Below are 22,130 nucleotides of genomic sequence, written 5' to 3'. Positions count from 1 at the left end.
AAATTAACTTATTTCCCGATACAGAAATTTCCAAAAATATGGCCTAAAATATCTTTATCAACATCATAATCTCCAGTAATTGCACCTAAATGACGTAAACATTCTCTAATATCAATCGAAAATAAATCGGTAGAAATTTCTAAATCAATTCCTTGCTGAACAGAAGTAATTGCTGTTAAAGCATTATTTAAAGCCTCAAAATGACGAGAATTAGTAACAATCGTTTCATTATTACTCAAAGCACCAATATTAACCAAAGAAGTTAATTCTGTTTTTAAAGCATCAATACCTGTTTTGTTTTTAGCAGAAAGTAAAATTAAATTATCAATTTCAGATTCTAAAATAGAAATATCATGGCAAGATAATGTATCAATTTTATTTGCAATTACTAACAAACGTTTATTAGGGAAACGCTCTTTAATAACTTCTATTTCCTGTAAAAACTCTTCACTAGAATGAATAAATTTATTAGCATCAATTAAGAAAATAATTAACTGTGCATTATCTGCTTTTTCGTATGCTTTTTTAATTCCAATACTTTCTATAACGTCTTCAGTTTTTCTAATTCCTGCAGTATCTATAAAACGAAATGCGACTCCATCAATAATAATTTCATCTTCAATGGCATCTCTAGTTGTACCTGCAATATCAGACACAATTGCTTTTTCTTCGTTTAAAAGTGTATTTAATAAAGTAGATTTTCCAACATTAGGTTCTCCAATAATAGCAACCGGAATTCCATATTTCATTGCATTTCCAAAGGAAAAACTATCAATTAAACGTTTTAAAACAAAAGTAATTTTAGATACTAATTCTTTAAATTTTGTTCTGTCTGCAAATTCAACATCTTCACCAGAAAAATCTAATTCCAATTCAATTAATGCTGCAAAATCTAATAATTGTGCACGTAATTCTTTCAGTTCATTTGTAATTCCACCACGCATTTGCTGAATTGCCATTTGATGACTAGCAGCAGAATTCGATGCAATAACATCAGCAACAGCTTCTGCCTGAGATAAATCCATTTTTCCGTTTAAAAAAGCACGCATTGTAAACTCACCATTATCAGCCATTCTACAACCATTTTGTAAGAATAATTGAATAATTTCTTGCTGAATAAAACTAGATCCGTGGCAAGAAATTTCTATGACATTTTCTCCAGTATAAGAATTTGGGTTTTTAAAAACAGATACCAATACTTCATCTAAAACAACATCATTCTGTACAATATGTCCCAAATGAATTGTATGAGATTTCTGATTTTTTAGCGACTTTCCTTTTCTAACAGATTTAAAAAAAGCATCAACAATGTCAATAGCCTTTTCACCAGAAAGTCTAATCACAGAAATAGCTCCAACACCAGCAGGAGTTGCCAAAGCAATAATTGTATCGTTTTTAATCATACTACAAAAATACGTAAAGATTTTATCAGAAAACAAAAAGCTCAACATAATGTGTTGAGCTTTTTACTTTATTTTTAAAGATATGTATTTAGAAGATTTCGTAATTAGTAATAGTAATATCTACTTTTTCATTATTAGTAAACTCTATGATATAGTTACCTTCTTGTTTAATTCTGTTATTTCTCTTATTAGAAAACATTAATTTTGTACTTTTATTCCAAATTTTAGAAACATTTACATCCTTTTTATCAGTTTTAATAATAACCCCACTTTTAGTTAATGTAAAGTCTAGATTAAAATTATCTGGTTTTTTGTAGAAAAATTCAGCTTCTTTTTCATATTGTTTATCTTTATCATAATCAAGTTTTAAACTTTTAGTTACTTGGGTGGGTAAGTAAATAATATCCTGATTTAGTTTGTATTTATCTTTTGGGTCCAATATTACAGGTGTGTATTCTTTTGTGATTTCTAGTTCTTTTACTAAGAAAGTTTCATTATTGTTGTTTTCTACTAATGTTTCTGTGAATTCACTAAGAGTCCAATTGTCTGATATATTAGGGTTTCCAATTTGTGTAAATGCTGTTGTTGCAGTTAATATTAAAGTGAATACTGTTAATTTAAAAATTTTCATAATTTGTGTGTTTTAATTGTTAATAATAATTGTAACTATTTGTTTTCTCCCAGTTTTTAGGATATTTTCTCAATTGATTTATCTTTATTTACGTTTAAATTATTTGTAAATTCTAAAGTTCTTATTGGAAAAGGAATATTAATGTTTTCTTTATCAAAAGCTTTTTTTATTTCTATGATTGCGTTACTTTTAGCGCTTAATTTTTGCAAGGCATTTTTAGAATCTACCCAAAATCTGCATAAAAAATTTATAGAACTATCTGCAAATTCTGTATAATAAAATTCTACGTTTTTGCCTAGTGCTTTTTGATTAAAATTTTCTTCAATAGTTTTTTTTGTTAGCTTTTCTACTTTTTTTAAATCTGCTCCATATTCTACGCCACATTCTATAGAGACTCTCATTTTTGTAGTTAAAGAATAGTTTTTAAAAGGGTTTTCTAAGATGGTTTTATTAGGTATAACAACCATATTGTTATCAGCTTCTCTAATTACAAAATAGTTTAGGTTAATGTCTATAACTTCGCCAGAAAAACCATTAGATTCTACCCAGTTTCCAATATTTAAATTTTGTCTAAAAGATAATACAACACCAGATATTGTGTTAGATAAAGTTCCTTGCAAAGCTAAACCTATAACAATACCAGAAACCCCAGCTGCAGAAATAATAGCCTTTAAAGTATCGTCAAATTTTAGAACTGTCATGGCAATGTAAAGACCTGTTAAAAAAATAAAAGCAGATGCAACTCTAGAAACTAAATTTCTTACGGATTCTTGTTTTATTTTTTTTCCTAATGTTTTAGAAATAAAAGTATTTATAGCTCTAGAAGCAAAATATGCAATAAATATTACAATAAGGGCTATAGCAATATTTGGTATGTTTTTAATAAATAGTTCTTTCCAGGCTTCAAATTTGTTTAATATTTTGTTCATGAATAATATAGTTTAATGTTATAGTTCTATTTTTTTTGTAAAAAAAAGCAGAAAACTAATTAACAACACTATTATTCATTATTTTTTTATTGTTTTTTAACCATGAGATAAGAATCCAAAATTTGGTAAATGTTATGTGTTTAATTATATTAATTTCTAAATATTCCATTTAGTTTAGTGAAATTTTAAAGTTCAAAAAATGTGATAGTATAAATAACTAATTTAGGTGGAAAAGGACTTCCGGATTCCTAATAGAAGTGTTTGTTACTTTCTATCAATTACACTATCAATATAAAGGATATATAAAAATTGTCAAGTGTTTTAACAGACTTTAACATAATTAACATAATATTATAGGTATATTTAGTTAAAAAAATATATAATCTATAATGCTTTTTTTGTAACAAAAGAACAAATTGAGCGTCAAATAAGTACACAATTAAAATTTATAAGATAATCATGAAAGAAGACAAACAGTTATTAGTATTAACACATTTAAGCCAATTATTAGATTTTGTAACTGGTATAGGAGGTTTTATTGTTCCTTTAGTTTTGTGGCTTACTAAAAAAGAAGAAGTCTATGGTATGGATCAACATGGTAAAGCAATTCTAAACTTTAGAATATCAATGTTTGTATACATTTTAATCTGTATTCCGTTAATTTTATTATTAGGATTAGGAATTTTAGGTTTAATTGCAATCGGGTTTTTCTACTTAATATTTCCGATTATAAATGCAATAAAAGCAAGTAATAATGAGCCACCAAGCTATCCTTTTAGTATCACTTTTATAAAATAGTTGAAAAAATAAGTTTCAATTGATATTGTCATTCCCTTGAAAACGGGAAACTAGAAGATTGTTAGTATTAAAATCGTTCATATTTTGGACGATTTTTTTGCTTCTAGTGATTATTGTAAAAAAAATATATCGAGAAGTTGGGCGTTACCTTTCAGGTCAGGCTTTACGTTACAATCTTTTAATTTGTTCTCGATACAAATTTATTCATACTTCATAAATTTACTCGAACTAACATTAAAAGGATTTTCACTTCAATCCTTAACGCAGGCGTATCAACAAACAAATAGGTGTAAAAAAAGGTTTATATATTTTTAATAACTTCTTCATATTCATAAAAGAAAAGTTCGAATTTTTCCATTGTTTCAACATAGAATTCATAACAATCTCTCCAAGAATTTTTATTGTAAACACTAAATTTCTTCTCAAAAGGAACATAAATTCTATGAATCGTTTTTCCACTTTCTAATAAATAATCATCATCAAAAATTACTTCAGGAATTTCAGTTTCTAACAACGTTTTTAAAGAAAGCATTTGATCATAGTAGAGTAGATTTACCAATTCATCAGGGTTTTCTATATCCAAACAAACCATTGCATGTTTTCTTTCTCCCACAAATTTAAAAGAGAATCCTTTAATTTTTGTGTTGTACAACAGCCATTTTCTAGGAAAAGACTTTCCAAAACTAGTCCAAAATTCCTTACGTATCAGTGCAGCTTCTGCTTTAGAGAACATATATTCAGTTATCAGTTATCAGTTATCAGTTATCAGATTGGGTTTATTGATAATTGTTCACTTTTTTTACCCGTGAATTTTAGCTAAATTTCCACGCTCTCTCATCATTTCTGCTTCAAAAGCTAACAAAGCATTCCATTTTTTATCAACTATTTCTCTGTCTTGGTATTCACGAGCAAATTGTAAAAAAGTAGTATAATGGCTAGCTTCAGAAATCATTAAATTATTGTAGAATTTAGACAATTCTTCATCTTCCATATTTTCAGAAAATACTTTAAAACGCTCACAACTTCTCGCTTCAATTAAAGCAGCAACTAACAAACGCTGTATTAAAGCATCTGTTCTATCTTTAGTTTTATTAAAGAATTTTTGCAAACGAATAGCGTAATCATTCTTTTGTTCACGTCCTAAAACCATTCCGCGTTTTACCATTAATAAATGCACCATTTTAAAGTGTTGCATTTCTTCAATAGCTATGTTACTCATTTCTTTAACCAGTTCTGTTTCTTCAGAATAATTGATGATAATTGAAACAGCGTTAGAAGCCGCTTTTTGCTCTAAAAACGCATGATCTGTTAATATTTGTTGTAAATTGTCTTTGGCAATTTCTGCCCAAGAAGTTTCGGTTTCAAACTGTAATCCTAACATATTCTAATTTCAATTTTAGACTGTAAAATTAAGAATATTTTAATAGATGAAACTTATATTAATCTGTTTTTATTTTAAGATTCCTATTAATTTTAAGCTTTCCAAAGCATGAAAAAGCCATGGATTTATTTTAGTTTGTTTTTGTTCCTTTAAGTAGTATGCTACAGCATCTTTTACAAAAGAATATTGTTTGATATTTTTAATAAGTATTTCAAAATCAATTTCAGGTAGTTGTTCATTTAGAAAAGATATTTTTTCTTGTAAATTTCCTTCAATCACAGAGAATTCATTTTGAGGAATAATTGTAAAATGTTTAATGTTTTTAATAATTAGGTTTTTTTGATACCAAAAAGGTTTGTCCATCCACCTGAGCTCATTTCCATAATATTCTGCTTTTTTTTCTTGGTAACTTTTATATTGGTTTTTTATTTCGTTTTCATAAGTTTTTAAAGCATTTTTATTTCCATTAAAATAGTTGTAAATACTTTCTGCTGCTAATTGTCCTGTTTTTAAACCTTTAATTATACCTGCGGATGATAAAGGGTCAAAACTTTGTGCTGCGTCTCCAACTTTTAACCAATTTTCTCCAATTATATTTTTTGCTAATTGAGAGTGAGCAGATTGTATCGAAAAAGTATCTTCAGTTTTAAAGTTAGAAAGTCTTTCTTTTGTATGAATACTATTATTTAATTGCTGTTCCCAGAAAGTTTTATGAGCACCTTTATTTTTCTGCCATATTTTAATATCCGTCATAAAAGTACAGACTAAATTTTTTGAACTGTTTTGTACTGTATACCACCAACCATCTGAAGTTGATTCAATTAGTAAATGACTTTTAAGAATAGGTGATTTATCAATGGGTTGTAAATTTTTTGTAATGCCTATAAGTCCATCATCTTTCTGTTTTCTTGTTTTCCTATTACTGAAAAACTTACTGTTTCTTCCACTTGCATCAATAATAAAATTGACATGAATACTACTTGATTTATAAAAGAGTTTCCATCTAGAATTTGTTTTTTCTATTTTAGAAATACGAGTTCCTTTTTTAGTATCAATACCTACGTTTGTGCAATAGTTAAAAAGGTCAGCATCAAAATCAGGGCGAGATAAAATATAGCCATTTCCAAAAGGATTAAATATAGATTCGTTGTAGTGAATTTCAGAGTTTCCCCAAGCACTTTGTACCTCTGTACATGGAATTCTATTTTCTATTAATAGACTGTCAGGTATTTTTAGTTTTCTAAATTCATGAATAGCTTCTGATGCTAAATGTTCTCCGACAGTAATTTTATCATAAGTACTTGCTTCAAAAAGAACAACTTCAAAATTATGTTGCTTCAGTTTTATGGCAGTTGTAATTCCTGCCGGTCCACCACCAATAATAGCAACTTTTATATTAGGTATAATCATTCTTTTATTTAAGATGTAATTCAATGAATCAAAAATATTAAAAAGTTTCACTATATGTTTAAGTAGAAATATATGTATTGACAATCAGGTGTTTATACTCTTTTTATGGTTGGGGTTAATTTTTACTTTTGATGGATAACCAAAATCTAAATAACCTTAGTATGAAAAAATCACCTTTTATCCAAAAATTTATTCGTAGAAAAACACTGTTCTATTATGCAGCAGCGAGTTTAATCTTATTAACAATTTATAGTTGTCTTAAGGCTAAGGCAGAAACAAAAACAATATCTTCTACATCACAATTAACACTTGATGTTACTTATTCATCAGTTAATTTTTTTCCAGAAAATGCGTATAAAGTACCTCATGATGTTCCTAACCCAAAAGATAGCGGGCAAGTAGCATTGTCTCAGTTTGCATGGAAAGAATTTATTGCATTAAATTGGCCATCTAGTTATAATACTACAACTTTTGAAAGAGGAAAACCAGATAAATCTAAAAGTGTTTCAGATTTTTTAAATGCCTCTAATACTGGGCAACTTGTATGGCAAACATACAAGCATAGAGTAGAATTGTATCCAAAAAATACTAGTAATTATAACAAAAATTTTGATACTGCTCCACAATATTTTTATGATTTAGAGAATCAAGAATCAATTACAGGATTAAATTCATCAACTCCTTTAGATCAAATTACCACAATTTTTAACAATCTAGATGAAACTTCTGAGATTAATTTATGTACGTTGTTTGTAGATGGAGATCCTGATGCACCTGGAGCTACAGATGTTAATAAATCAAAAACTTCTAGTGGATTACCTGGAGCTCCACGTAGAATGATTTATGAAGCTAAAGCTAATAGAGATATGTTTGATTATGTCTCGGATAATTATTTATATGATGCTTCCATAAGAGCTCAAAAAATAAAGTATACAGATAATGCAATCAAAAATGAAAATAAAGGGGCTATTTATCAAGCAAACCCAGACTCAAATATGATTGTATTTCCTTTTGGAGATAATAATGGAGTAGAAGGTTCTATAGAAGTAAAAGCTACTTGGAGACAGTTAACTTTAAAAGAATATAATAGTGGAAGGTATTTAACGGCACCAATTATATATTATAGAGGAGGAACTTTAGCAAAACCAAATCCAGATGGTACTGCTTATTATGATATTGTACCAGCAATCCCAACATATAAAACAGAAGGATCTAGTTCTACTTTATTGTCGTTGCCTTATGGTTTGGTTGGTTTACATATTATTCATAAAACAAAAACTTTTCCAAGTTATGTATTTGCAACCTTTGAACAAGTAGATAATTTAAATACTACCATAGAACCAAATAATACCTTGTTTTACTATAATAGAAATAGCAATCCAAGTGTAAACCCTGACAAGCAATATGCTTATAGAGCAAATCCAATTTTAGAAGGAACTGAAAAGGTAAATGCAAATGTTTATAAACAAATTAAAGCATTAGACTCAAATTCAGTTTGGCAATATTATAAATTGATTGGTGTGCAAGGTCATCCACAAAATAATGCAAATACAACAGATTATTTTCTATCAAATATTGTTACAGAAACAAATCAAACATTGCGTGATTTTTCTGGAACCTTAGATAATTTAAGAGGAACTTTTAATCCACAAGCTATTAATTTGTACCAAGGAAAAAAGAAAATTGTTCAAGGTGGTTGTAAAGGATGTCATGGAAATGCACAAGATGCAGACTTTAGTTTCATTACAAAGAATGCACCTATAGTTGATGTAGATTTTATAAATCAACCTTTATTAAAAGAAGGCCAATAAAAATTATTTTAAATTTTAAAACATAGATTATGTCATTAGAAAATATATCATATATAAAAGTATTTCCAGGAATTGGTACAGCAAGAGTTGGAAATAGTCCAGAATATTTTATTGGACCAGAGTCACCAGGAAGTGTACCTAACTTAGGAAAGAATTATAAAGATACTAACGGTCTTTTAAAGCCTCAAGCATCTCGTTTTAGAGTGTATGGTTATGATGTTAACCATAAAATTGTAACAGAAATAACTCACGATCCTGCAAATGGAGTATCTTTAGAATGGGATGTGCACATGAGAAATTTAAAAGCAGCTAATTATGCTTTTCAAGGAAAATTTGGTTTTAATCCAGATCAGTATAGAAATCCTGGAGTTTCTCCTAATATTCCTGATACTGATCCAAATTCTAGAACAAGTTTAATTATTGATCCAGGAATGAAATCCATTTCAGGAATTAATCAAAATGGATTAAATGCAATGCAGTTAGATGGGGGCAAGATTTTTTCAGGGATAGGAAAAGCACAAATCCCTACAAGTTTGTATAAGAAAGGTGAATCTGGAATGACAGATGTTACTTATAGTGAAAAAGAAGTTTCTCTAGGAAGACTTGAAACTGATAAAGATGGTAGATTAATTGTAGTTGGAGGAAAAGGTGATGCTGGATGTTTGATTGAACCACCAATTATTGTACAAAAAGGAGCTGGTTTTTTATATGCTCTTTTAGGTGAAGCTCAAAAAGCGAAACCAACAAAGGGAACTCCAAATACTTTTTATACAAATACAATTACGTTAGATTTACCAAAAGACGCTTCTGGAAACTTAAAAGTCTTATTAGCAGGAAAAAATGATGGAACAGGAGATGTTTTTGTTGATGATGAATGTATTGTTAAAGTAAATGGTTCTCAAGTTTATTCACATGATTTTAGCAATGGAAATAGTGGAAAGATTACACCTTTAGCACCTATTGATATTACAGATAACCTAAAACCATATTTAGGGCAAAATGTAACCATTTCTATTGAATATGTAGATTTATACCCTGGTTCAAATAGCGGATCTAGTTTTTGGTTGTATTATACGAATGAAGATCCAACTTCTAATGGAAATTCGTATTTCAATAACCCAGGATGGTATGATGATACTTCAGGAGGAAGTATTAATGCAAATGTTACTATTAATGGAAAATCATTTGCAACAGATAATGATCCAAAGAAAAGAGGCTGGGTTGCAGTATCTCCTCCAAAGTATGTACCAACAATGAATAATGTGGTTTCATTGTTAGATTTACAATTAGCTATGTTTCCTGAACAAGATCCGGTTTCTGGAACAGTAAATTTTGCCATTTTAGACTCTAATGGATTGCCAAATATAGCGACAGGAAATTCTACATTATCTTTTGCGCCACTTTCAGGAGTTGCTGCTACAGGAAAAGGTAGACCTACTATTGTAAGGTATAATGGAGATGATTATGCAGCATATACAGGAAGTTCAGGAGAGAATTTAATAGCTGTATCTACTGATAATGGAGTTACATGGACAGAGAGTCAAATAGGAACAAATTCTACTCAATACGCACCTTCACTCTGTGTTTATAATGGTCAATTAGCTTATGTTGTTGTTGTAAAAGGAGGTTATATATTAGTAGGAACATCATCAGACGGTAAGACTTTCGATTTTCAAGGATTAAATTCTGGCTCTGTAGGCCCAACATTAGCAAGTTCTAGTCCAAGTGCTGTCACTTATAATGGCGGATTGTATATTGCATTTGCTACTGCAGATGATAGTATTGCTATTGCTCATAGGTATTTAGTGCCAAATACAAATACATATGTATATGCTTTTAATACTCTTAGTGATAAAGTTTTATCAAGTTCTTATCCAGTGTTAGGTGTATTCTTTGGAGAGTTGTATTGTGCTTATACTGACTCTAGTAATAATTCTTATATAGGTTCGTATAATAATTATGCACCAGCACCAACTGAACCAGTAAAAGTAACTTTTAAATTTAAAGAAGTGACTGGGGCACCTCAGACAAAATTGTCACCTAGTATTGCAGGTTCACATGGTAAATTATATTATGCGATTGTTGATGAAAACTCTGATTTCTATGTTGGAACAGGAAAACCTGGTTTTTATGAAAAAACAACAAAACCTGGTTTTATAACAGAGGTTAACTTTGTCAAAGCATCAACTGTATCAACAAATTATGCGCCTATTGTAGCTAATTTTAGTAATATTTCTTTTTATAGAGATATTTATCCAATCCTTAAAACGGTAACAGATTATGCTTGGGTAAATGAGCCAGCATTTCAAGGGCATGCCCCAGGAAGTATGGGAGATTTCTTACGAGATGGTTCTATTGCAGGATATTCAAGTTCAAGTGAAGCAAATAACCCATATAGAACATTTGTTTTTAACGCGATTCGTCCAGCGGAGCAGTTAACACCTAATGTTCCACCACCACCAGCAGCGATTCCAAATCCAACAAATAAAATTGTGAATGGAGTAAAACCTAGCATTCCAAATGGAGGAGTACAATCTGGTAGATTAATGCCACATTTATTTGGTGAAGGAGGATCGAATCTGGAGAACACATTTAATAATACAAACTTTCCAAACCAATGGCTGAGTTTAACTCCACATCAATTGTGGAAAATTCAAGAGTGGGTGAATGGTAATTTTCAACTAGGAACAAAACCTACAGAGAATTTCCCTTCAACACCTTTAGATAAAATTCCTTTAGCTGAACAACCTGCAGCATTAAATTTTAGTGCGTTAGAGCCAACGGTTGGAGGAGGTTTTCATCCAGGAATTGAATTGACTTATTATATGAAGGAACCAGGTTTTTTTGCAGAAGCATTTCGTTTTGCAGATACTATTATGCATAATGGAAAACTAATACAACCAATTACACCAGGTTCTGTAGCTGGGTATATGTCTATTCCTTGGCAAGGAGATTTCTGGTCTTGTAATGTTTCATGGTGGGCAGCAATGCGTCCTGATATTGTAGTAACGATGGATACAAGCTTACATCCACCAAAATTAGATAAGAAGCTTTGGTTTAGAGGTGAAGCAGTTGGAATACCACCTAATGCTGATAACATTCCAACTTATGAAGGAGGTTATGAGCATATGGTTAAATATTGGTCTGATTTTGGTTTTGTTGTACCTTCAGGAACCACAGATGAAGGAATGTTTGTAATGGATGAAACAGAGAGAGCTCCCTGTTTAGATGATGTTAATGCTCCTTGTACGCCTGTTAATTCTGCAGAATCATCTAGTCTGCCGTTTTATAGATTATACAATGGTCAAATTCACGATCATTTCTATACAACTTCAGTTTCTGAACGAGATAATGCAGTAAAAAACTTAGGGTATACTTTTGAAGAAATAGCTTGTATTGTTTATGTGCCTCAAATTGATGGAGCTATGCCTTTATATAGGTTGTACAATGGTCAAATTCACGATCATTTCTATACAACTTCAGTTTCTGAACGAGATAATGCAATAAAAAAGTTAGGGTATACTTCTGAAGGAATAGCTTGTTATGTCTACCTATCTCAAATAGAAGGCACTATACCGTTATATAGGTTATATAATGGTCAAATTCACGATCATTTTTATACAACTTCAGTTTCTGAACGAGATAATGCAACAAAAAACTTAGGCTACACTTCTGAAGGAATAGCTTGTTATGTTTTTAATTAGATATTAATATGATAATTAAATATTATTGATAGAAATTATGTCATTCTTGGTCTTGAAATTAAGTCTAAAGACTGTAGGTTAACATTTTCTATATAAAAGTAAATCAAATCTTTTAAAGAATATAAAACCTAAGAACTAATATTGTTCTTAGGTTTTTTTATTATATCGTTTTCTGTAATCCCATACCAAAATAGGCGAGTGCTTTAATTTCTTTAACACTAGCTAAACGTTCATTACCAATAATAAGTAATCCGTTTACTGAAGCTTCAATATGGAATTGTTTGTTGCTTTCAAAGAACAAAATTAAATCATCTGTGAAAAATGCTCTAATTTTTTCTTCATTTTCTCCAGCTAAATAAAAACGTTTGCTAAAATCAGGATGATTATTTATATCAATGTCTTTATAACCTGCAAACTCTAAAATATATTCAAAAATACCTTCTCTGTCTAATGTAAAATTAGGGACTGGTTTTAAAGTATGAATATGCAACATAGTAGCTTTAATTACTTGCTTAGCAATCATTTCTCCTTCAGAAAATTGTACATCAAAAATGGTACAATCTTCATTTGAAAGTACGTTAGAAACTTTGTCTATTTTCCGTGTTTTAAAATACCCGAAAGTTGGTAATTCTTCCATTTCTTGAGCAGAAAAAGCATTGTATTTCCAATGCATATTTTCACTAATACTTTGTATTGATTTTTGTCTTTTCGTTAAAACACCTTCTTTTGGTATTATTTGTTTAGGTAATATTTTACGCAACGCAAAAGGATGTTCACTTCCAGATTTAGAATCATCTAAACCAATCACTTCAAAATCACCACCTTTCCTAGCAAATGATTCTACATAATTACTCATGTTTTCCATTACAGAATGATCTACAAAATCACATAGAGAAAAATCGATGATTGCCTCTTCTGTTTCTGGTATTTGATCTAATTTAGATTTTAGTTTTGTGTAGTTTAAGAAACTCGAAAAGTTTTTTACACTCACATAGTATTTGTCATCTTCTTTAAACATTAAAACATTTGGTTTTAAAACGTTTTTAATAAATAAAAGGATGTCTTTATTAATGATTACATGTATTACAAAAGTGATTAAAATACCTACAATAATTCCGGTTATTAAACTTGTAGCTATTGTTGTAAGTAATGTTACTAAGAAAATAATTAATTGCTCAGAACCAATACTAAATACTTTTTTAATATTGTCTGGAGAAGCTAGTTTGTAACCTGTAAATACTAAAATAGCAGCTAATGCTGGCAAAGGAATTTTACGTAATTCAGAAGCAAATAATAAGATAAAAGCAACTAAAAAAGCAGCATGAAAAAAGTTTGCAGATCTATTAGTTCCTTTATTATTAACATTTACAGAACTTCTTGCAATTACAGTAACTACATTTAATCCGCCTAAAAAACCACTAATAACAGTGGCTAAACCTAAAGCACGTATGTCTTTATTTACGTTAGATCTTCTTTTTAAAGGATCTAATTTATCAACGGCTTTAATACTTAATAAACTTTCTATACTCGCAATTAAAGTAATGGCAATTACTGCATTTATAAAGTTACCTTGATAAGCGATAGAAAAATCTGGAAAAGCAAAATTGGATAAAATATCATCTGGTAAAGCAATTAATAAACTTTTATCAATAGGATAAGCAGTATCTGAAACCAAATCAAAATAATAATACATACCAACACTTAATACCACAATCCACATAGGAGCAGGGATTAACTGAAAATATCGATTTCTAATTTTTCCATAAAAAATCATGATTAACAAACTTCCAATACCAACCAAACCTGCATAAAACATGCTAGAATTATCGGTTTTAATCAAGTTTATAATTCCTTCAGGAATTTGAATTAGAAGCTCTATAATGCTTCCTTTGGCGTTTAAATTACCAAACATTACATGTATTTGTTTTGCAAAAATTCCTATTCCAATAGCTGCTAACATTCCTTGTATGGCAGATGCAGGAAAGAAATCGCCCAAAGAGCCCATTCTTAAAAATCCAAGAATAATCATTACAATACCAGATATTACAATGGCTGCAAGTGTGTATAAAAATCCTTGATGCATATCTCCTGCGCCTAAAGTTGTAATGGCTGCTAAAATAACAACCACCAAACCATTTCCAGGACCAGTAATGGTAACATTAGAGCCTCCAATAATAGCAACTACAGTACCACCAATAATGGCAGCAATAATACCAGAAATAGGAGGTGCTCCAGAAGCTAACGCTAAACCTAAACCTAAAGGAAGGGCAATTAATGAAACTACAAAGCCAGAAAATAAGTTCTGTGGAATATCGCTAATAAACGTTTTAAATGTATTCTTTTTCGGCATCTATTTTACAATTAAAACGTCAGTAGGCAATTCAGATAAAATATACTCAATATCATGAGGGAAAATTCTATCGAAAAAACCAAGTTTATTTGGTGCGTTCATTATTAATAAATCAGCTCTTTTTACCTTTGCATAATGGCCAATAGAGTATCCTCTTTTACCAAAAATAGGTTGTGTTTTTACAGTGATATCTTTATTACTAATATCTCCTAAAATATTTTTTACACGCTGATTTTCTCTTGTTCTCAATCTTTCTTTAGCAATGGTTGCTTTTCGCAAAGTTTTATCATCACTTACTTTTACTTGTAATTCTCCCTGACTAACTTCTTCTACAATAGTAATTTTATTGCATTTTAGATGTTCAGATAAAACAAAAGCAGTTTTTATGGTTTCTTCTGTTCTTTCATCTTTTAAACCATTTACAACAATATGCTTACAAGCAACTCTTATAACAGATGGTTTAATCAATAATAATACAGAACAAGGAGCTTTTCTTGTAATTTTTCTGGCAATAGAACCTACGTAGTATTTTAATAGGTTTTCTTTCTGTAAAGCTCCTAAAATAAGTAAGTCTATGCTTTCTTGTGTGCAAGTTTCTAGAATTACCTCTACAGGATTTCCTTCTTTCCAGATAATTTTGAAAGGTTTATGTAAAGCATCAGCATCAGATAAAAGTGCTTTTAAATCTGATTCTTTTTGATTAGATTTTGTTCCAACATGTACGCCAACTAATTCAGCATCAAACATATTAGCGAGTCTAGCTGCTTCAAATATATTAGCCCTTAAGTTTGGAGAAAATGCAACACCAATTAAAATTTTATTAATTTTTTGCAAAAATGTAGTTTAAAGATTAACTAAAGGCAATATAGAAACTTTAAAAGAAACAAAAAAACAATAAAATTATTTTTAGGATACCTAAACATTCTTAAATTTACAATTAAACGAATAATAAAAATATGTTAGAATTAGCAGGAATCATTATTTTAGGAATATTAGCACAGTGGTTTGCATGGAAATTTAAAATCCCTGCAATTTTACCTTTAATTTTAATTGGTTTATTAGTAGGCCCAATTGCAGCTGAATTTTTAAGTGAAGATGGAGCAAAATGGATAGAGCCAATTTGGAATGGTAAAAAAGGACTTTTCCCAGGAGATGGTTTATACTACTTTGTTTCTTTAGCAATTAGTATTGTACTTTTTGAAGGTGGTTTGACCTTAAAAAGAAGCGAAATTAAAAATGTGGGGCCTGTTATTACAAAGTTAATCACCTTAGGTTCTGCCATTACTTTCTTTGGAGCAGGTATTGTTGCGCATTATATTTTTAATTTAAGTTGGGATCTTTCTTTTCTTTTTTCTGGATTAATCATTGTTACTGGACCAACAGTAATTACACCAATTTTAAGAAACATTCCTTTAAAAAAGGATATTTCTACAGTTTTAAAATGGGAAGGAATTTTAATAGATCCAATTGGTGCTTTGGTTGCAGTATTGGTTTTTGAGTTTATTAGTGTTGGAGGAGGAAGTGGTTTTACAAAAACGGCTTTAATGGAATTTGGTAAAATTTTACTTTTCGGAACTTCTTTCGGATTTACATTTGCACACGCATTGGCTTTTGCAACAAATAAAAAGTTAATTCCTCATTATTTACTAAACGTAGTTTCTTTATCTGCTGTTTTATTGGTTTTTGTTTTGTCAGAGATTTTTGCACATGAATCTGGTTTATTGGCAGTAGTTGTTATGGGAATGGTTTTAGGAAACGGTAAATTAGCCAACATAAAAGAGCTGCTTTATTTTAAAGAATCTTTAAGTGTATTATTAATTTCTATTCTCTTTATTTTATTATCTGCCAATATAAATATTGAAGATTTAATGTTGTTGTATACATGGAAAACAGCAGCACTTTTTGCAATTGTAGTTTTTGTAATTAGACCTTTAGCCGTTTTTGCAAGTACCAAAAATTCTAAATTAAAACTAAACGAAAAACTATTTATAAGTTGGGTTGGACCTCGAGGAATTGTAGCTGCAGGTATTGCTTCTTTATTTGGAAGTAAATTATTAAAACAAGGAATTGAAGGTGCAGAATATATTACTCCTTTGGTTTTTATGATTGTTTTAGGAACCGTTTTATTCAATGCAACAACTGCTAGATTATTTGCAAAAATGGTAGGTGTTTTTCTAAAAACTTCTGATGCAATTTTGTTTATAGGAGCTTCAAACCCTGTAAGATTAATTGCAAAGTACTTAAAAGATAACGGAAAAAGAGTAATCTTAATAGATTCAAGTAAAACTTCTATTGAAGAGTGTTTAAATACTGGTTTAGAAGCTTTTAATTTAGATGTATATAGTCAAGAATTGTCTGATAATATCGAGCTAAATGACGTTGGTTATCTAATTGCAATGACAGCTAGCGAAGCTGTAAATAAATTTGCTGTTAGTAGTTATTCTAAAGAATTTGGAGAACAAGGTTCTTATAGATTGGCAACTTCAGAAGAGATTTTGGCCCCTAATTTAAGTGATGAAATTAAAAATAATTTCTTTACTCCTAAAGATGATTTTTTAAATTTAAGTGAAGCTTTTAGAGAAAATCCTGAAATTTATGAGGTAGAAATTACATCAGAAGAAGAGTACAAAACGATGGTTTCTAAATTATTTAACGAACTTAAATCTGTATTATTATTTGTGAAGAAAGGAGAAAAGTTATACTTAATTCCTGAGTTTGAAAAGCTAGAAGGAAATAAGGATAATTGCACTTTAATTTACTTGGGGAAAAATCTATAAAGTTGAATTATTACAAATACAATAAGTAACTAAAATGTCCATCTGAATTCGTTGAAATAAAAATATTGTATCGAGAACATTTTATTAAAACGTTACATATCCAACTCAAAAGTTTGACGTAATTTATCAATCAGAGGATTCATTTCTTTCATCTTATTAAATTTTTCTTGTGGCGTGTATGCAAACTTTTTTTCTACCTTTTCATTCAGAACAACAAGAATATCAATTCCATAATTATTTAATTTCTCTCTTAAGAAGTTTAATAATCTAGGTCTTCCTTTTCTAAACTGATCTTCCATTAACTTATTAGGTACCGTAAAAGAAATTTTAAAGTTTTGTCCTAATTTTGGTAAGTCTGTACCTACAATAGAAGCCATACTTCGTTCTCCTTTTTTGTTTAAAAAAGCAACATATTCTTTCCAAAGTGTTTGCAACTTTTCTTCTGTAAAAATATCTTTAGGATGATTGTCGAAATTCTCTTCTTCAGCGGTTTTTTTAATTACTTTTTTCTCATGAATACTCTTAAGAGACAAAGAAGAAGTACGTTTTTGTGCAGATTTTAAAATAGGTTTTGCTAGTTTTGGCTTTGGTACTTCAACTTTTTGAGGTTGAGGTGTTTGTGCCTTTTTCTGAATCGGTTTTGCAATCTCTTTTACAGCAGGAGAAAGTGCTTGAAAAAATGTTGCAGGAATTATGTAGTTAGCTGACTTTTTTTTTTCTCCATCAAAAGTGATAGAGGCAATCTGCATAATGGTTAATTCTACCAGCAATCGCTGATTTTTACTCGCTCTAAAGTTTAAATCGCAATCATTTGCTTTGTGAATGGCTTGCATTAAAAAAGGAATACTTGCTTTGGTAGCTTGTGCTAAATATTTCTTTTTAGCAGCATCACCAACTTCTAGTAATTCTAAAGTGGCTTTGTCTTTAGCAACTAATAAATCTCTAAAGTGACTTGCCAAACCGTTTATAAAATGGTGTCCTTCAAAACCTTTTGCTAAAACGGTGTTAAACGCATTTAAAACTTGTGGTATTTTGTTAGATAACATTAAATCTGTCATATTAAAATACGTTTCGTAGTCTAATACATTTAAGTTTTCGGTAACAGCTTCACGCGTTAAATTGCTTCCAGAAAAACTAACAACTCTATCAAAAATAGACAAAGCATCACGCATTGCACCATCTGCTTTTTGAGCAATAATATGCAAAGCATCATCTTCTGCAGTAATGTTTTCTTTTTCACAAATTACTTTTAGGTAATTTTTAGCATCTAAAACACCAATTCTTTTAAAATCGAAAATTTGACAACGAGATAAAATAGTCGGAATAATTTTATGCTTTTCTGTAGTTGCTAAAATAAAAATAGCATGCGCAGGTGGTTCTTCTAAGGTCTTTAAAAACGCATTAAAAGCTGCTTGAGATAACATATGTACCTCATCTATAATATATACTTTGTACTTACCAGTTTGAGGCGGAATACGAACTTGGTCTGTTAAACTTCTAATATCATCTACAGAATTGTTAGAAGCTGCATCTAATTCAAAAATATTAAAAGCAAAATCTTCATCGTCTGCAATATCTGCATCTTGTTGATTAATGGTTTTTGCCAAAATTCTTGCACAAGACGTTTTACCAACTCCTCTAGGACCTGTAAATAACAAAGCTTGTGCTAAATGGTTATTTTCTATAGCTTTTTCTAACGTGTTTGTAATGGCTTGTTGCCCAATAACATCCGCAAAATTTTGTGGACGGTATTTACGCGCAGAAACTATAAAATGCTCCATGTATTAGATTCTATTTGATAATTAAATTATTCTGTATTGTACTGACATTCTAGAAATAAAATGCACAATAGATGAACAAAAGTAAGTAGTAACTTCTTTTTTTACAAGTAGGTTTCTTAATAAAATGCTAAAGTTGTAAACAACTTGTAAATAGTTTAGTTTTGATACGACCAAATAGATAATTGGAAGTTAATTTTGATTCCCTTTTTCACAGGAATAACATTTTTAACGGAAACCAAGAAGTAAAAGCCTCTTGGAATCTTTTTTTCAATTAAAAGTTCGGAAAATTGTGCTGGGAAATGGAACTGTATTCTTGGTGCAATTTTCTATATAATTGATAATAATTTATAAATGAAAAATTTAAAATTTGTAGCTGTTTTTAGCTTTACACTTTTAATAATTGTTTTTTTTAGTTTTACTGAGAAAAAACAAAACCAAATACAAACTGCTTTTAAAGCCAACCAAAATACCAAAGTAGCTTATTTTGCAAGCGGCTGTTTTTGGTGTGTAGAAGCTATTTTTGAAAGCGTTAGTGGTGTAGAAGAAGCCATTTCTGGTTATGCTGGTGGGCACACGTTAAACCCAACTTATAATACTATTGGTACTGGTAAAACTGGTCATGCAGAAACGGTTGCAGTATATTACAACCCTAAAAAAGTTTCTTTTAAAACCTTGGTAACTGTTTTTTTTGGTTCTCACGACCCCACAACTGTAAATGGGCAACACCCAGATTATGGTACACAATATAGATCTGTTGCATTTTATACTTCTAATGAAGAAAAAACAATTATAGAAAACACCATTAAACACTTAAATGAAACGGTTTATAATTATAAAGTGGTAACAGAAGTAACTAAACTAAAAAAGTTTTACAAAGCAGAAGCCTACCACCAAGATTTTGAACGTAGAAACCCAAACCAAGGCTATGTAAAAGCAGTTTCTATACCAAGACTAAACCGTTTTAAAGAGAAGTTTCCACACTTATTGAAAAAAGGGAAGCATTAAAAAATAACAACCGCGATTACTAAATGTACTATTTCTTGCTATTTAAAATAAATTTTTTAAATCAATTCCCAATGCTTTTGCAACACCTGTACCATATTCAGAATCTACAATATAGCAATTAGCAATATGTCTTTGTTGTACAAATTCTTCTACACCACTCAATTGACGTGCTGTATTTTTAAATAAAACTTGTTGCTGTTCTGTAGACATCATTCTAAATATATTTCCAGGTTGTGTATACAATTCATTTTCTTCTAAAAGGTCTAATTCTGAAGTTGGTTTTTTCTTTTCGTCGATCATGATTTATAATTTTATGTTATTTAACGTCCTTTAATTTTTAAAATAGTACAACTTTAGTGGATGTATACATCGTTTTACTGCTGAACAAAGTTCAGTGTCAGATACTTATAAATATTGCTTAACAAAACAATATTAGAATTGGTGGTGAGGTTGGTTTTTGGTGGGTTTAAAACAAACAGTAAAATATACTTTTGTAAATACGTACTAAAAATAATTTTTTAAGGCTGTGAATTTGATGACTTTTATCATGTTTATTTGATATTTGTTTGTTTTAATCAATAAAAGGCATGATATAACTCATAATTCTTAAATCTGTGGTTGTTTTATTAAGAAATTAGGAAGCAAAAATGTTTTGACTTTTTTCACATAAAATAAGAAGCCCAAAGTATTAGAAGAATAGTTTCTATACCAAGACAAATCGTTTTAAGGAGAAGTTAACTTGGTTGTTAAAAAAGTGAAGCATTAGGAATTTGTTAAGGTGATTCTAACTTAAAATAGTGTTGGCAACTTTTTTACTTTCAATTATCAATTAAATTATAATTACTTTCCATCCATTTTTGTAAAAGTTTTATTTAAAAGCTTAATGATTTTAAATATTTAAATTCTGCAGTAACTAATGAAAGTTTATTACTGCTATCTGAGTTCCACACTTAACATAAATACCGATAGTGCTTGCATCATTTTGTGGTATTATAAAAGTTGAATTTTGAGTTTTTGGAACTTCAGCATTACTATCTGGTACTACTGTTAATTCTATTCCTTGATATTTTTGACCCTTATAAGTAACAGTTCCTAAGGATTTATAGCCACCATAATCTGTATCAAGTTGGTATCCAATATTTGTATAGGTTGAAATGGTGATTTCATAAACACGTGCTGTTTCCTGTTGAATACCTACTATTTCTATGTTGTAATTGTCCGTCATGATATTTTTCCTATTTGTATTTTAATAAATATTGCTAATTTAAGACGATTATGACGTCGTTTTAATACTGAATCAATCTGCAATAGTGACAAATAATCGAATTTAGCTAAATTCGTTTTATATTCTGTATAAATCAATAAGTAAAAATACCTGTTTTTTAAACTTAAATTTCCAATAAAGGGTTTTCTATACTTTTATTCATGTTTTTATTGCTTTCTTTTTTCTGGATAATATTTGGTTTTACAACTGAAAAAGGTGTTTTTTCTACTATTTATTCTTTCGTTTTTCTCTGGCTTTTTATCCACTTTTCAGTTTAAGATATAGAAGTTTATTATAGATTATTAAATCCATATTTTCTGAAAGTTAAATTTATTCTTGGTTTTTTACAATTAGAATCTAATGGCAGTGCGTGTTCATATTTATCCTGACAACCTTCTCCCATAATTAATAAACTTCCATTTTTCAATAGAATTTCATCTACTTTTTGAGTCTTTTTTTCTCTTAAAAGAAATATTCTTTCTTCACCAATACTAATTGATGCAATATGTGTAGTGTCTCCAAACGCAGGGTAATCAGAATGATAATCAACTCCAGTACTTCCATCAGGATAATAAATGCAAACACAGGTTTCAAAACTGAATCCAGTAAAACTTTCTATACGATCTTTTACCAATTTCATTTTAGGAGACCAAACTTGATTTTCTCCCCAAATTGATTTAGGAAATCTATTTTCTCCAAATAAATTTTGATCAATAAACATCATTTTTTTATAATCTTCTTCAAATCGTTCTCCATTTTCTATAAGCAACGAAAACTTGGTTGTCAATTTTGAGTTGGTCAATAATTCGTTGTAGAGTTCAATGGCTTCAGCATTTTTTAAAAACGAATTAAAAAGTGCAACATTACAATTTAAGTCTAATTTCAT

17 protein-coding genes are annotated in these 22,130 nt (G+C 29.6%); 5 read left to right on the top strand and 12 right to left on the bottom strand.

Annotated features, from left to right (window positions below; all coding sequences use genetic code 11):
* Positions 1–8: 8 nt before the first annotated feature.
* The 3 genes from mnmE to PHEL85_RS04250 form a co-directional block, all read right to left on the bottom strand.
* A complete protein-coding gene (mnmE, locus tag PHEL85_RS04260) occupies positions 9–1,403 on the bottom strand; it encodes a tRNA uridine-5-carboxymethylaminomethyl(34) synthesis GTPase MnmE (protein ID WP_036821468.1) in 1,395 nt (464 codons plus the stop codon).
* 88 nt (positions 1,404–1,491) lie between these two features.
* A complete protein-coding gene (locus tag PHEL85_RS04255; RefSeq protein WP_036821466.1) occupies positions 1,492–2,034 on the bottom strand; it encodes a hypothetical protein in 543 nt (180 codons plus the stop codon).
* A 56-nt stretch (positions 2,035–2,090) separates the two neighbouring features.
* On the bottom strand, positions 2,091–2,963 hold the full coding sequence (locus tag PHEL85_RS04250; protein ID WP_036821464.1) for a mechanosensitive ion channel family protein: 873 nt from the start codon (positions 2,961–2,963) through the stop codon (positions 2,091–2,093).
* Positions 2,964–3,422: 459 nt separating this feature from the next.
* Here PHEL85_RS04250 and PHEL85_RS04245 point away from each other — a divergent pair, with 459 nt between their 5' ends.
* A complete protein-coding gene (locus PHEL85_RS04245; protein WP_036821462.1) occupies positions 3,423–3,761 on the top strand; it encodes a DUF4870 domain-containing protein in 339 nt (112 codons plus the stop codon).
* 301 nt (positions 3,762–4,062) lie between these two features.
* On the opposite strand, the gene PHEL85_RS04240 is transcribed toward PHEL85_RS04245, so the two are convergent.
* From PHEL85_RS04240 to PHEL85_RS04230, 3 genes are all read right to left on the bottom strand, one after another.
* Positions 4,063–4,494: a DUF4268 domain-containing protein gene (locus PHEL85_RS04240; RefSeq protein ID WP_036821461.1), complete on the bottom strand. Its 432-nt coding sequence runs from the start codon at positions 4,492–4,494 to the stop codon at positions 4,063–4,065.
* A 66-nt stretch (positions 4,495–4,560) separates the two neighbouring features.
* A complete protein-coding gene (locus PHEL85_RS04235) occupies positions 4,561–5,142 on the bottom strand; it encodes a tRNA-(ms[2]io[6]A)-hydroxylase (RefSeq protein ID WP_036821459.1) in 582 nt (193 codons plus the stop codon).
* A gap of 69 nt (positions 5,143–5,211) precedes the next feature.
* Positions 5,212–6,552 carry an NAD(P)/FAD-dependent oxidoreductase gene (locus PHEL85_RS04230; RefSeq protein ID WP_036821457.1) on the bottom strand — a complete coding sequence of 447 codons (1,341 nt, stop codon included), beginning with the start codon at positions 6,550–6,552 and terminating at the stop codon, positions 5,212–5,214.
* Between the two features lie 161 nt (positions 6,553–6,713).
* Between PHEL85_RS04230 and PHEL85_RS04225 the strand changes: the two genes are divergently transcribed.
* Both PHEL85_RS04225 and PHEL85_RS17235 read left to right on the top strand, forming a co-directional pair.
* Positions 6,714–8,363: a hypothetical protein gene (locus PHEL85_RS04225; RefSeq protein WP_156109101.1), complete on the top strand. Its 1,650-nt coding sequence runs from the start codon at positions 6,714–6,716 to the stop codon at positions 8,361–8,363.
* A 29-nt stretch (positions 8,364–8,392) separates the two neighbouring features.
* Complete coding sequence (locus tag PHEL85_RS17235) at positions 8,393–12,067, top strand: LodA/GoxA family CTQ-dependent oxidase (protein WP_052108445.1); 3,675 nt, start codon at positions 8,393–8,395, stop codon at positions 12,065–12,067.
* 160 nt (positions 12,068–12,227) lie between these two features.
* Here the strand turns inward: PHEL85_RS17235 and PHEL85_RS04215 are convergent, their stop codons facing one another.
* Positions 12,228–14,417: a SulP family inorganic anion transporter gene (locus tag PHEL85_RS04215; RefSeq protein WP_036821452.1), complete on the bottom strand. Its 2,190-nt coding sequence runs from the start codon at positions 14,415–14,417 to the stop codon at positions 12,228–12,230.
* Complete coding sequence (locus PHEL85_RS04210; protein ID WP_036821451.1) at positions 14,418–15,251, bottom strand: universal stress protein; 834 nt, start codon at positions 15,249–15,251, stop codon at positions 14,418–14,420.
* 122 nt (positions 15,252–15,373) lie between these two features.
* Between PHEL85_RS04210 and PHEL85_RS04205 the strand changes: the two genes are divergently transcribed.
* A complete protein-coding gene (locus tag PHEL85_RS04205) occupies positions 15,374–17,194 on the top strand; it encodes a cation:proton antiporter (RefSeq protein WP_036821450.1) in 1,821 nt (606 codons plus the stop codon).
* Positions 17,195–17,286: 92 nt separating this feature from the next.
* Here the strand turns inward: PHEL85_RS04205 and dnaX are convergent, their stop codons facing one another.
* Positions 17,287–18,975, bottom strand: a complete 1,689-nt coding sequence (dnaX, locus tag PHEL85_RS04200; protein ID WP_036821444.1) for a DNA polymerase III subunit gamma/tau — start codon at positions 18,973–18,975, stop codon at positions 17,287–17,289.
* Positions 18,976–19,326: 351 nt separating this feature from the next.
* Between dnaX and msrA the strand changes: the two genes are divergently transcribed.
* On the top strand, positions 19,327–19,980 hold the full coding sequence (gene msrA, locus PHEL85_RS04195; protein WP_036821439.1) for a peptide-methionine (S)-S-oxide reductase MsrA: 654 nt from the start codon (positions 19,327–19,329) through the stop codon (positions 19,978–19,980).
* A gap of 42 nt (positions 19,981–20,022) precedes the next feature.
* Here msrA and PHEL85_RS04190 read toward each other — a convergent pair whose 3' ends face one another.
* From PHEL85_RS04190 to PHEL85_RS04180, 3 genes are all read right to left on the bottom strand, one after another.
* Positions 20,023–20,280 carry a catalase-related domain-containing protein gene (locus PHEL85_RS04190; protein WP_036821436.1) on the bottom strand — a complete coding sequence of 86 codons (258 nt, stop codon included), beginning with the start codon at positions 20,278–20,280 and terminating at the stop codon, positions 20,023–20,025.
* Between the two features lie 613 nt (positions 20,281–20,893).
* Positions 20,894–21,205 carry a hypothetical protein gene (locus PHEL85_RS04185; RefSeq protein WP_036821433.1) on the bottom strand — a complete coding sequence of 104 codons (312 nt, stop codon included), beginning with the start codon at positions 21,203–21,205 and terminating at the stop codon, positions 20,894–20,896.
* A 331-nt stretch (positions 21,206–21,536) separates the two neighbouring features.
* Positions 21,537–22,130, bottom strand: a complete 594-nt coding sequence (locus PHEL85_RS04180) for an alpha-ketoglutarate-dependent dioxygenase AlkB (protein WP_036821429.1) — start codon at positions 22,128–22,130, stop codon at positions 21,537–21,539.

The organism is Polaribacter sp. Hel1_85, from assembly GCF_000766795.1.
Lineage (GTDB): Bacteria > Bacteroidota > Bacteroidia > Flavobacteriales > Flavobacteriaceae > Polaribacter.
Note: the sequence above shows the minus strand (reverse complement) of the source record. Positions and strands in the feature narration are given on the sequence as shown.